Source organism: Enterobacter sp. FUJ80071 (assembly GCF_038739915.1).
GTDB classification, from domain to species: domain Bacteria; phylum Pseudomonadota; class Gammaproteobacteria; order Enterobacterales; family Enterobacteriaceae; genus Enterobacter; species Enterobacter kobei.
Map to the genome: position 1 here is coordinate 2,035,849 of NZ_JBBXKH010000001.1, position 11,970 is coordinate 2,047,818.

At 54.3% G+C, this 11,970-nt stretch carries 13 protein-coding genes; 7 read left to right on the plus strand and 6 right to left on the minus strand.

Annotated elements, in window-relative coordinates; genetic code table 11:
• Nucleotides 1-32: 32 nt before the first annotated feature.
• Nucleotides 33-551 (plus strand): superoxide dismutase [Cu-Zn] SodC, encoded by a 519-nt coding sequence (gene sodC / locus AAER43_RS09920; RefSeq protein WP_014883564.1) that lies wholly within the window; start codon nt 33-35, stop codon nt 549-551.
• On the opposite strand, the gene AAER43_RS09925 is transcribed toward sodC, so the two are convergent.
• Genes AAER43_RS09925 through AAER43_RS09935 form a run of 3 tightly spaced genes read right to left on the minus strand, consistent with a single transcriptional unit; the run spans nt 530 to nt 3,662 of the window.
• On the minus strand, nt 530-2,563 hold the full coding sequence (locus tag AAER43_RS09925) for an FUSC family protein (RefSeq protein WP_050861837.1): 2,034 nt from the start codon (nt 2,561-2,563) through the stop codon (nt 530-532). The two genes, sodC and AAER43_RS09925, sit on opposite strands and share 22 nt — an antisense overlap.
• Nucleotides 2,563-3,423, minus strand: a complete 861-nt coding sequence (locus AAER43_RS09930; RefSeq protein WP_014883566.1) for an HlyD family secretion protein — start codon at nt 3,421-3,423, stop codon at nt 2,563-2,565. The genes AAER43_RS09925 and AAER43_RS09930 overlap by 1 nt, the downstream gene beginning before the upstream one ends.
• A gap of 2 nt (nt 3,424-3,425) precedes the next feature.
• Nucleotides 3,426-3,662, minus strand: a complete 237-nt coding sequence (locus AAER43_RS09935) for a DUF1656 domain-containing protein (protein ID WP_014883567.1) — start codon at nt 3,660-3,662, stop codon at nt 3,426-3,428.
• Between the two features lie 186 nt (nt 3,663-3,848).
• Between AAER43_RS09935 and slyA the strand changes: the two genes are divergently transcribed.
• Nucleotides 3,849-4,289, plus strand: a complete 441-nt coding sequence (gene slyA, locus AAER43_RS09940) for a transcriptional regulator SlyA (protein ID WP_021241135.1) — start codon at nt 3,849-3,851, stop codon at nt 4,287-4,289.
• Nucleotides 4,290-4,326: 37 nt separating this feature from the next.
• Here slyA and AAER43_RS09945 read toward each other — a convergent pair whose 3' ends face one another.
• Both AAER43_RS09945 and slyB read right to left on the minus strand, forming a co-directional pair.
• Nucleotides 4,327-5,688 carry a GGDEF domain-containing protein gene (locus AAER43_RS09945; RefSeq protein WP_050861836.1) on the minus strand — a complete coding sequence of 454 codons (1,362 nt, stop codon included), beginning with the start codon at nt 5,686-5,688 and terminating at the stop codon, nt 4,327-4,329.
• Nucleotides 5,689-5,889: 201 nt separating this feature from the next.
• The gene (gene slyB / locus AAER43_RS09950; RefSeq protein ID WP_014883569.1) at nt 5,890-6,357 is read right to left on the minus strand and encodes an outer membrane lipoprotein SlyB; all 468 of its coding nucleotides are present in this window, start codon (nt 6,355-6,357) and stop codon (nt 5,890-5,892) included.
• A gap of 255 nt (nt 6,358-6,612) precedes the next feature.
• On the opposite strand from slyB, the gene anmK reads away from it, so the two are divergent.
• The 5 genes from anmK to pdxY all read left to right on the plus strand — a co-directional run bounded on the left by anmK (nt 6,613) and on the right by pdxY (nt 11,195).
• Nucleotides 6,613-7,737 (plus strand): anhydro-N-acetylmuramic acid kinase, encoded by a 1,125-nt coding sequence (anmK, locus tag AAER43_RS09955; RefSeq protein WP_050861835.1) that lies wholly within the window; start codon nt 6,613-6,615, stop codon nt 7,735-7,737.
• Nucleotides 7,738-7,830: 93 nt separating this feature from the next.
• Nucleotides 7,831-8,154 (plus strand): C-type lysozyme inhibitor, encoded by a 324-nt coding sequence (gene mliC, locus AAER43_RS09960; RefSeq protein WP_014883571.1) that lies wholly within the window; start codon nt 7,831-7,833, stop codon nt 8,152-8,154.
• 57 nt (nt 8,155-8,211) lie between these two features.
• Complete coding sequence (gene pdxH / locus AAER43_RS09965; protein WP_050861834.1) at nt 8,212-8,868, plus strand: pyridoxamine 5'-phosphate oxidase; 657 nt, start codon at nt 8,212-8,214, stop codon at nt 8,866-8,868.
• A gap of 125 nt (nt 8,869-8,993) precedes the next feature.
• The gene (tyrS, locus tag AAER43_RS09970) at nt 8,994-10,268 is read left to right on the plus strand and encodes a tyrosine--tRNA ligase (protein WP_050861833.1); all 1,275 of its coding nucleotides are present in this window, start codon (nt 8,994-8,996) and stop codon (nt 10,266-10,268) included.
• Between the two features lie 66 nt (nt 10,269-10,334).
• On the plus strand, nt 10,335-11,195 hold the full coding sequence (gene pdxY / locus AAER43_RS09975; RefSeq protein ID WP_014883573.1) for a pyridoxal kinase PdxY: 861 nt from the start codon (nt 10,335-10,337) through the stop codon (nt 11,193-11,195).
• Nucleotides 11,196-11,272: 77 nt separating this feature from the next.
• Here the strand turns inward: pdxY and gstA are convergent, their stop codons facing one another.
• Nucleotides 11,273-11,878 carry a glutathione transferase GstA gene (gene gstA / locus AAER43_RS09980; RefSeq protein WP_014883574.1) on the minus strand — a complete coding sequence of 202 codons (606 nt, stop codon included), beginning with the start codon at nt 11,876-11,878 and terminating at the stop codon, nt 11,273-11,275.
• Nucleotides 11,879-11,970 lie beyond the last annotated feature (92 nt).

The following is an 11,970-nucleotide window of genomic DNA, read 5'->3' on the forward strand; positions in this document are numbered from 1 at the left end:
TTAAGGGGCAAAAAATAACCCGCGGAGGTCATATGAAGCGTTTTGCTCTGGCATTGGTCACGCTGGTTGTTTGCGCAGGAGCGCAGGCAGCCAGCGACGAAGTGGAAATGAATCTCGTCACCTCTCAGGGTGTGGGTCAGTCTATCGGGACGGTGAAAATCACTGAGACCGACAAGGGGCTGGAATTCGCGCCCAATCTCAAAGCACTCCCGCCCGGCGAACACGGCTTTCATGTTCATGCCAAAGGAAGCTGCCAGCCTGCCATGAAAGAGGGTAAACCGTCCGCGGCGGAAGCCGCCGGGGGGCATCTCGATCCGCAACATTCAGGCAAACATGAAGGGCCAGACGGTATGGGGCACCTTGGCGATCTGCCGGTGCTGGTGGTGAACAATGACGGTAAAGCCACCGATCCGGTCGTGGCCCCGCGCCTGAAAAAACTCGATGAAGTAAAAGGCAAAGCGCTGATGATCCATGTGGGCGGCGATAACATGTCCGATCAGCCTAAACCGCTTGGCGGCGGCGGGGCACGTTATGCCTGCGGCGTGATCTGATCTCCAATGGTGCCCGGTGGGGGAGCCTGTTCCAGCTGCGACAGCGAGCAGTGCAGGCGCCAGATGATTGAGGCTAAATCACGGGCTGCGGGAAGATGGTGATGCGCGAGGGTATCGCAGATCCGTTGCAGTTCAGCCAGCGTGACCTCCAGAGGCCGCTGCTGGACACCGCGTTCACTCATCACGTCGCGTAGCAGGGAAATGCAAACATCACGCACCTGCGACAGCGGGTCGGACCGCGTTTCCCATGCGCGAAGCTGCCAGACCACATGCGAACAGTTCAACAGCACCACGCCCCAGCGCAGCAGCCAGCGGCGGGAAAGCGCGTCATGGCTGTTATTGAGCTGGCTGACATGGTGATACACCAGCGATTCATACTCGCTTTCACGCAGATGCGGTTTGCGGCTGAGCTGGTCGACAAACCCTCTGCGTAATTCCCTGATATGTCGTCGGCTCTTACGTGCATCAGAGCCGGGACGCAATACCGCAAATGCGAGCCATGCCAGCCCCACGCCCAGGATCTTTGCCAGGTTATCATTGAGAAAATCGGCGTAATCATACACCGGCGGATTCGTCACGGAGATAAACGAGCCCATAAAGACAATCAACTGGCCCCACAGGCCCGCCAGTTTCGGCATTTGCAGCTTGAGGAGTTGCATCGTCGTTAACAGCGGAAACAGGAACAGCAGGAACTGCCAGAGATCGCTTATCTGCACCATCAGGCCAAACTTCACGGCGAAACTGAACAATGACAGGAGTACCAGCGTGCGCAGCAGTAGCGTAAGAGAGTTAAACGGCGAGGCCGCGACGGAGTAAAGCACGCAGCTTATGGCGGCAAGCGTCAGGGCCGCGGCACCGGATTCCCACTGCGTGGTGATGCTCCACGCCCCAACCAGCGTCAGCGCACAAAAGGTGCGAAAACCACTCCACAGTGCTTCCAGATAATCGGTATGTCGGGCGAGAGCCGGGCTGCCGGGGACATTAAATTCCGTTACCGGCGTGGCATTCTCGACGGCATTAATCCAGCGGCTACTGCGCAGATATAACCGGCAAAAGTAATTCAGGCGCTGCCAGAATGCGCGATGGCGATAATCATACTCATCCGTCGGGGCGAGCGGGGCGATGATCTTCGCGACGGTGTAAATATCCGCGTCAGGACGCGCAAGCGTCGCGAGCAGCGTCTCAATGACGGCGCGGGTATTTTCAGGGGGCGTCGGCCAGTTGAGCAGCATCCGGCGCAGGCTGGAGATGGCGCTGGTCATACGCAGCTGCTGGTGCAGCAAATAGTTGAGCAGCGTGTTCTGACGACGAAAACGGTAATGACTCCAGAAAGCCTGTATGCGCAACAGGTTCATGGTCAGGATCTGCCCGATAACCTTTTCATGCGCGAGACGGATGTCATCACTGGTATCCGGTTGCCACAGCAGGCTTGCATGTTCCAGCAACCGGGTATGCATGGTCTTCAGCGCGGTAATCAGCATCGTACCGTCGGAGGTGCTGGGCAGGATCATCATCATAAACCCGCCGCTGAGGATCCCGACAATCACCTCACAGACGCGCGCCTGTGCAATATCCCACAGTTCGGTGGTATCGAGCACATTGACGACCGGGAAGGCAATGATGGCCGCGGTATAGCCCGCTAACTGGAAAGCGTAGGCCACGTTATTGGTAAAATGGGCGCAGGCCCAGGTACAACATCCCAGCCACGCCGCCATGCTCAGCAGGAATAGCCACGGATCGTTCAGCGTATGCCCCGCGATAATTAACGCCGCGGTGGCGCCTAACAGACTCCCCGCGATGCGGCCAAGGCTTTTGCTGATCACTCCGCCAACGGTAGGGAAACTCACCACCGCGGCTGAGGTCATCGCCCAGTAGGGTTGGTCAAGATTCAGGTAATAGGCGACCGTCAGCGCCAGACACATGGCGATGCCATTACGCAGCGCGTAGCGCCACTGAGGACGCGTCGCTTTCATCCACGGCGTGTTTTGCCAGGAGAGCGCCTGCAGCTTCATTAACGGCTTCCGATGGAGACGGTGCAGGTGGTGCCGGATACCAGCGTGATGCCCTCGGGTAAACGGTCAAACTCCACGCGCACAGGCACACGTTGAGCCAGGCGCACCCAGGGGACGTTCGGCTTTATGTCCGGTACGAGGCCGGAATCCGTTTCAACGCTTTGATCGTAAATGGCGCGACCGATGCTGGAGACGTGACCCTGTAACGTTTGCGAACCGCTGTAAAGGGTAATGGCCGCAGGTGAACCCTCGCGAATGTGGCGAAGCTTGGTCTCTTCAAAATAGCCCACCACGTAGAAGGAGTGGCTGTCGACAAGGGCAAAAACAGGCTGGCCGGTGGTGGCGTAGTTACCCACCCGGGCAGAGAGGTTAGTCACCCATCCATCTACAGGTGCGGTAATCACGGTTTGGGTCAGTTCCCACTGTGCCTGCTTAAGCGTCGCCTGGGCTACGTTGACGCTTGCCTGCATGGCCTTGACGTTAAGGTTAGCGGTATCCAAATCTTCCGCTGAGATGTAGTTTTGCGATAAGTGACGGCGGCGATTGGCTTCGTTATTGGCCTTCGCCAGGTCTGACTGGGCTTTCGCCAGCTGCGCCTGGGCATTCAGAACGGCAATATGGTAGGGGGTATCGTCGATACGGAACAGTTCCTCTCCCTTTTTAACATACTGGTTATCCTTCACCAGGAGCGTGGTAATACTTCCCGACACCTGCGGGGTGATGCTGACCTGCTCGGCGCGAACTTTGCCGTCACGCGTCCAGGGGGACTGCATATAAAAATTCCAGAGCCACCAGCCGGCGATCAGCGCGAGGACCAGGACAAACAGGGTGGAAAAGTACTTCAGCGTTTTCAGAGGCATATTCACCACACGGTCAAAACAGCAAGGCCCAGACTGACACAGAGGGCGAACAGGGAGAGATCCATCAACATGGGATGCCAGATTTCGCCGGAATACATCCAGTCGCGAAGCAGGCGGTGCGCAACGAGCCAGAGGATAAAGCCCACCAGCACGGCTTTAAACAGGGGAGGAAAGTAGACTGACGCACCGAAGATCAGGTCCTGGAGGGGTAAACCCTCTGAGCGATGAAAAAAGGTCACAAGCAGAGATCCTTTGCAGTGAACAGAATGCCGCGTTGGCTTGTCTGAGTATAAAGAAGCATCAGAATTCAGTGTAAGTCATACTTTTGAGTTAGATGAATGCAGTATTGCATTTGTTTTGCCAATACAAATGCTGCACACTATTCTAAAATCAGTATAATAACTTAGCAAGCTAATTATAAGGAGATGAAATTGGAATCGCCATTAGGTTCTGATCTGGCAAGGTTGGTACGCGTCTGGCGTGCTCTGATTGACCATCGCCTGAAACCTCTGGAATTGACACAGACGCATTGGGTCACGCTGCACAACATTCATCAGTTGCCGCCTGACCAGTCGCAAATTCAACTGGCAAAAGCGATAGGTATTGAGCAACCGTCGCTGGTGCGTACGCTTGATCAACTGGAAGAGAAGGGGCTGATCTCCCGGCAAACCTGCGCCAGCGATCGTCGCGCCAAGCGGATTAAACTCACTGAGAAAGCCGCGCCCATTATTACCGAAATGGAAGCTGTGATTACCAAAACGCGCGGTGAAATCCTTTCAGGCGTTTCACCGGCGGAGCTGGAAATGCTCATCAGCCTCATTGCTCGCCTTGAGCAGAACATCCACGAGCTGCAGTCTCGCGACTGACCAGACAACAAGGCCTTGCATCTGCAAGGCCTTTTTCCTACCTAAAGACAACGACGCGGTTTCGGCCAGTCTCTTTCGCTTCATACATCGCTTTATCGGCGCTTTCCACGCACTCCTCTGCGGTCACGGACGATGATGTTGCCGTAAACACACCCATGCTGATGGTAATGGGCTCCGGTAGCTGACCTTCGCTGGTGGTTTTATCAAAGCTGCGCAGCTTCAGCCGTATGCGTTCCGCCACCTGGCATGCTGCGTCTGAAGGGGTATTTGCCAGCATCAGGACAAACTCTTCACCACCGATACGCGCCGCGATGTCCTGCGGGCGCACGGAATCCACCAGCAGATTGGCGACAAACTGTAAGACTTTATCCCCCTGCAGGTGACCGTAGTTGTCGTTGATGCGCTTGAAGCGATCGAGATCGCTGACGATAACCGAAACAGGGCGGCTGGATTTTGCGACAGCCAGCGCCTGATTTAACGATTCATAAAAATAGCTGCGGTTATACAGGCGCGTAAGCGGATCGCGAATCGAATTCTGATACGACTGCTGATACTTTAAATGCGATTCGCGATACAAGCTGAAGACATCGCAGAGCAGAACAAAAATAATCAGCAGCGTGGCGACGGTTTCAAATAACCGGGCGCGATACCACGATATGCCTTCGGCATGTCCACTAAATAACAGTATTGTGAGCGTGACGATGTAGCAGACACAGAGAAAATTACCGGTCACCCAGAACAGATTACGTACGCGCGTAATAAACATTAGCGTGGCTAATGTCACCACCCAGAGGACAATTAATGAAATATTAATGCTGTGGCTCCAGAGAACCATAAACTGCCGCGTTTCATTATCAACCAGATCGAGGGATAAAAAATCAAAATGGCTGGAATACATCCACGCCAACATCACGCCACCGGCAGTAAAGAGAAATGTCGTGCTGACGATAGCGATATGCGTCAGCCGCGAAAGGGGCTGATTACGCAGGGGAAACAGCAGGGCCGAAGCGATGAACAGGACCGCCATGATGAGATGGCGGAACATATAGTAGATCATCGCATCGTTATAGTTCACGACGTTGAACTGGTAGAGATCCAGCCAGGCGGGAAAACTGGACAGCGTTCCAACCATCAGCAATGCCGAACCGGCAAAGGCAAAAGCGATGGCAACCAGATACAGGCGCCTCTTATCACACCAGTATTTCATTGCCATAAAACAGGCAATAAACAGGTGAAATACCAGTAAAAAAATGGTGAGCGTGGGGAACAACAGCGGTGAAAAAGACGGAACCCATTCAACCAGTGTTGAAAATAAACCCTGTAATATTCCGATGACAACAAGGCAACCGAAACAGAACGAGATATAACGACCTTTTACAGTAAGACGATTCGCAAGCATATAATTTTTTTTAAATAATTAAAAATGAATGAACAGAAGGTAATAGCGAAGAGTCTAATCAATTGAAACAATAATTACTTTGCGCAGAAACAATATACGGCGGGGTAAATAATGGGCGGGGTGAATATATTTTGTAAATATATTCATGAAAATGATATATATTGTAAAGGGATGTGGCCTGAAAACCACATCCCTTTTTAATTAACGTGGGGAAACGGTCACCTGGCTTCCGTTGCTTGCCAGCACGACACGCTGACCTGCAGAGAAACGGGTATTTCCCTGTTTCTGAACAACCATAATGGTGCTGCCGTCGTCTTTACGAATTTCCAGCTCAACACCCTGCGTTTTGTTCATCGCACCCTGAACGCCCTGGCCTGCAACACCACCCGCCACAGCGCCCGCAGCGGTCGCCAGAGAACGGCCTGTACCGCCGCCAACGGTATTCCCGAGGAAACCACCCAGAACAGCACCGCCGATTGCGCCCATAACGTTGTTGTCATCGCCACCCTGAATTTGTACAGGACGGGCGTTAACAACGGTACCGTAAGTCACGCTCTGAACCTGTTTTGCTTCAGAAGCGCTGTAAACGTCGCCAGACAGTGAGCTGTCATTCACACAGCCAGCCAGGGTTAAACCAATCAGCGAAACGCCCAGTACACGTACAATCATTTGAATCTCCTGTTCACCAAAAACGCCCAATTGGAGGCATCCATTATGGCTAAATTATATGGCATAAGGGGCCATAGTTCATATCTTTGCACTAACAATAAGAAAATTGTACTTGAATTTGACTTAACGAGACATAAACAGGTTCTGCTCATGTCACCCGCATGACATTGTTAAAAAATATTATCGCTGGATGGCAAAGCCGTGCTGTTTATGGTTGAGTGGATAACCTTAGCCCACGCAACGTAAGGAAAGCGCATGAAATCGGGTCGCTACATTGGTGTGATGTCGGGCACCAGTCTGGATGGGGTAGATGTCGTTCTGGCCGCCATTGATGAACGTATGGTCGCTCAGCAGGCGAGCCTGACCTGGCCCATTCCCATTTCACTGAAAGAGGATATTCTGAGTATCTGTCAGGGGCAGCAATTGACGCTCTCTCAGCTAGGGCAACTTGACGTCCGCCTGGGAGCACTGTTTGCTGATGCGGTACAGGCGTTAATGCAAAAAGAAAATCTTCGACCGCAGGATGTGGTTGCCATCGGATGCCATGGACAGACCGTCTGGCATGAGCCGGTTGGTGATGCGCCGCATACGATGCAAATCGGTGATAACAACCAGATTGTGGCGAAGACGGGCGTCACGGTCGTTGGCGATTTCCGTCGTCGCGATATTGCGCTTGGTGGCCAGGGGGCACCGCTGGTGCCGGCGTTCCATCAGGCGCTACTGGCACACCCTTCAGAACGCCGGATGGTGCTGAATATCGGCGGAATTGCCAACCTGTCAATGCTCATTCCCGGGCAGCCTGTCCGCGGCTACGATACCGGTCCAGGTAATATGTTAATGGATGCCTGGATCTGGCGGCAGTGCGGGCAACCCTATGATAAAAACGCCGAGTGGGCGAGCGAGGGTAAAGTGATTCTCCCGCTGTTGCAGTCGATGCTCAGCGATCCCTACTTTGCTTTACCGGCGCCGAAAAGCACGGGGCGTGAATACTTCAACGTTGGCTGGCTTGAACGTCAGCTGGCGCCATTCCCGGCACTGGCTCCGAAGGATGTCCAGACGACGCTTGCCGAATTAACGGCGGTGTCGATCTCTGAGCAGGTACTTCTCAGCGGCGGATGCGAACGCCTGCTGGTGTGCGGCGGTGGAAGCCGAAATCCGCTGGTGATGGCGCGTCTGGCCGCGTTACTGCCGGGTACGGAAGTGACGACGACAGACGAGGCTGGCATCAGTGGGGATGATATGGAAGCGCTGGCTTTCGCCTGGCTTGCCTGGCGCACCATCGCCGGGCTTCCGGGTAATTTACCGTCGGTAACCGGCGCGCGCGAGGCCAGCGTCCTCGGGGCGATTTACCCGGCAAATCCTCGTCATAATCAGAGTTAACTGAAATTCAGCGCGGCGTCTCGTCGTTAGAATGGAATGAAACAGGAGGGCAGCCATGCCCTCCAGGACCAGGAAAGTCTTCGGAATACGCCCATGAAAAAAATTCTTCTTATTGTCGCGCCTTTATTGCTGTCAGGATGCAGCGTCTACAACCAGTTCCTTGAGCGTATGCAGACCGATACGCTGGAGTATCGCTGCGATGAAAAACCGCTGACCGTGAAGCTGAATAATCCACGTCAGGAAGCCAGTTTTGTTTATGACAATAAACTGCTGACCCTCAAGCAGGGCATGTCGGCCTCCGGGGCACGTTATTCCGACGGTATCTACGTCTTCTGGTCGAAAGGGGATAGCGCCACGGTCTACAAACGCGACCGCATCGTGCTGAACAATTGCCAGCTTGAAAATCCGAAGCGTTGAGATTTTTACAGGGGCGGCGCACAATAGCGCCACCCAATCTCAACGTCAGCTAACGCCATGTCAGATAACGACGAACTGCAGCAAATTGCGCATCTGCGCCGTGAATACACCAAAGGTGGCCTGCGTCGCCAGGATCTTCCCGCTGAACCCCTCGTGCTTTTTGAACGCTGGCTGAAACAGGCCTGTGAAGCGAAACTGGCCGACCCAACGGCCATGGTTGTCGCAACGGTAGATGAAAACGGTCAACCGTATCAGCGCATCGTCCTGCTCAAGCATTATGATGAGAAAGGGCTGGTGTTTTATACCAACCTCGGCAGCCGCAAAGCGCACCATTTAGAAAACAATCCGCGCATCAGCCTGCTGTTCCCCTGGCACATGCTGGAACGTCAGGTCATGGTCACCGGCAAAGCGGAACGTCTCTCGACCCTTGAGGTGGTGAAATATTTCCACAGCCGTCCGCGTGACAGCCAGATTGGTGCCTGGGTTTCAAAACAGTCCAGCCGAATCTCTGCACGCGGTGTCCTGGAGAGCAAGTTCCTGGAACTGAAACAGAAGTTCCAGCAGGGGGAAATCCCACTGCCAAGCTTCTGGGGCGGCTTCCGCATCCCGATTGAGCAGATTGAGTTCTGGCAGGGCGGTGAACATCGCCTGCACGACCGCTTTTTATACCAGCGCGAGAATGGCAGCTGGAAAATCGACAGACTGGCACCGTAATCCCCGAAATTTGTTGATTTAAGCGCTAGCGCACACCGCGCTTGCGCTTTATTCTATGGTCCTTTCGCATCAGGCGAAAAGTCGTGTACCGGCAAAGGTGCAGTCGTTTATACATGGAGAATTTGATGGCAAGCAGTAACTTGATTAAACAATTGCAAGAGCGGGGCCTCGTGGCCCAGGTGACGGACGAGGAAGCGTTAGCAGAGCGACTGGCGCAAGGCCCGATCGCGCTCTATTGCGGCTTCGATCCCACCGCTGACAGCTTGCATTTGGGGCATCTTGTTCCATTGTTATGCCTGAAACGCTTCCAGATGGCGGGCCATAAGCCTGTTGCTCTGGTGGGTGGTGCAACCGGTCTGATTGGTGACCCAAGCTTTAAAGCCGCTGAGCGTAAACTGAATACCGAAGATACCGTGCAGGAGTGGGTGGATAAGATCCGCAAACAGGTTGCACCGTTCCTTGACTTCAACTGCGGCGATAACGCTGCCATTGCTGCCAACAACTATGACTGGTTTGGCAGCATGAACGTGCTGACCTTCCTGCGTGATATTGGCAAGCACTTCTCTGTTAACCAGATGATTAACAAAGAAGCGGTGAAGCAGCGCCTGAACCGTGACGATCAGGGTATCTCCTTTACCGAGTTCTCCTATAACCTGCTGCAGGGCTATGACTTTGCTTGCCTGAACAAACTGCATGGCGTTTCCCTGCAGATTGGTGGTTCTGACCAGTGGGGTAACATCACGTCCGGTATCGACCTGACCCGTCGCCTGCACCAGAACCAGGTCTTCGGCCTGACGGTTCCACTGATCACCAAAGCAGATGGCACCAAATTCGGTAAAACGGAAGGCGGCGCGGTGTGGCTGGATCCGAAGAAAACCAGTCCGTACAAATTCTACCAGTTCTGGATCAACACGGCGGACGCCGATGTTTACCGCTTCCTGAAGTTCTTCACCTTCATGGATATTGCAGACATCAATGCGCTGGAAGAAGAAGACAAAAACAGCGGTAAAGCACCGCGTGCACAGTATGTGCTGGCCGATGAAGTGACCAAACTGGTTCACGGTGAAGAAGGTCTGGCGGCGGCGAAACGCATTACGGCAAGCCTGTTCAACGGTACGCTGAGCGATCTGAGCGCAGCGGACTTCGAACAGCTGGCGCAGGACGGCGTGCCGATGGTTGAGATGGAAAAAGGGGCTGACCTGATGCAGGCGCTGGTGGACTCCGAGCTGCAGCCGTCTCGCGGACAGGCGCGTAAAACCATCGCGTCTAACGCGATCACCATCAACGGTGAGAAACAGGCTGACCCGGAATACACCTTCGTTGACGGCGACCGTCTGTATGGACGCTACACGCTGCTGCGCCGCGGTAAGAAAAATTACTGCCTTGTTTGCTGGAAATAATTCACAGTCTCCAGGGGCGTGGGAAACCACGCCCTTTTTGTTTTTTCAGGGTTTGGTAAGAAAAAGATGAAGAACATCCTCGCCATTCAGTCCCACGTTGTTTTTGGCCATGCGGGCAACAGTGCAGCGGAATTCCCGATGCGCCGCCTCGGTGCTAACGTCTGGCCCCTCAACACCGTGCAGTTTTCCAACCACACGCAGTATGGTAAATGGGCCGGCTGCGTGATGCCGCCCTCGCACCTCACCGAGGTGGTTCAGGGCATTGCGGATATTGACCAGCTCAAACGCTGTGACGCCGTTCTGAGCGGTTATTTGGGCTCAGCCGAGCAGGGGGAGCACATCCTTGGCATTGTGCGTCAGGTGAAAGCAGCGAACCCGGCGGCAAAATACTTCTGCGACCCCGTCATGGGACACCCGGAGAAAGGCTGTATCGTAGCGCCCGGTGTTGCAGAGTTTCACGTTCGCCATGCGCTGCCTGCCAGCGATATCATTGCGCCAAACCTTATTGAGCTGGAGATCCTCTGCGAGCACCCGGTTAACAGCGTAGAAGAGGCGGTAAGCGCGTCTCGCGAGCTGATAGCCCAGGGGCCAGAGATTGTACTGGTAAAACATCTCGCCCGCGCCGGGCTGAGCCAGTCGCGTTTTGAGATGCTGCTGGTGACGAAAGATGACGCCTGGCATATTAGCCGTCCGCTGGTGGATTTTGGCCTGCGTCAGCCAGTGGGAGTGGGGGATGTGACCAGCGGTCTGCTGCTGGTGAAACTGCTGCAGGGAGCAACGGTCAGAGACGCGCTTGAGCATGTGACTGCGGCGGTGTACGAAATCATGATTGCGACGAAAGAGATGCAGGAATATGAACTTCAGGTCGTCGCGGCACAGGATCGTATCGCGAAGCCGGAGCACTATTTCAGCGCCACCCGGCTTTAAACGATGCCGGGTGGCGCTGCGCTTACCCGGCCTACAAAACCCGTAGGCCCGTGCAAGCGAAGCGCCGCCGGGCGATATTAGCTAAGACCTTCCGCTTTCAGTGCCGCAGCCACCGCAGGACGCTCCGCCATACGGGTCATATACGATGTAATATGGTCTAACCCTTCCATATTGAGCTTAACCGCCCGCGCCCAGCGCAGCACGGTAAACAGATAGGCATCGGCAATCGTGAAACGGGAACCACAAATCCACTGATCGTCTTTCAGCGACGCGTTTACATACTGCAGCTTTTTCTCAAGAAGCGCGCGCAGGGTCGGTTTGTACTCTTCCGGCGTATCCGGGCGGAACAGGGGAGTAAAGCCTTTATGTAACTCGGTAGCGATATAGTTTAACCACTCCAGGGTCTTATAACGTGCAATGCTGCCGGTGGGGGCAAGAAGCTGGCGATCCGGTACGTTGTCCGCCAGGAATTGCATGATGGCAACGCCTTCTGTCAGCAGAGTTCCGTCATCCAGCAACAGCGCTGGAACTTGTCCCTTTGGGTTAATGGCAAGGAAATCATCGCCATTCTCCAGACGCTTTTTCATCAGATCAACGCCATCGAGCGTGAAATCTTTGCCGCTCTCGCGCAGGGTGATATGGGAAGCAAGAGAGCACGCGCCCGGTTTGTAGAACAGTTTCATCGGTAACTCCTTTTTGCTGAGGTTTCAGCTATGTTAGTGCGCGAACAGGCAAAAAAAAAGCCGCTAATGCATTAGCGGCTTCTCAACAGTCG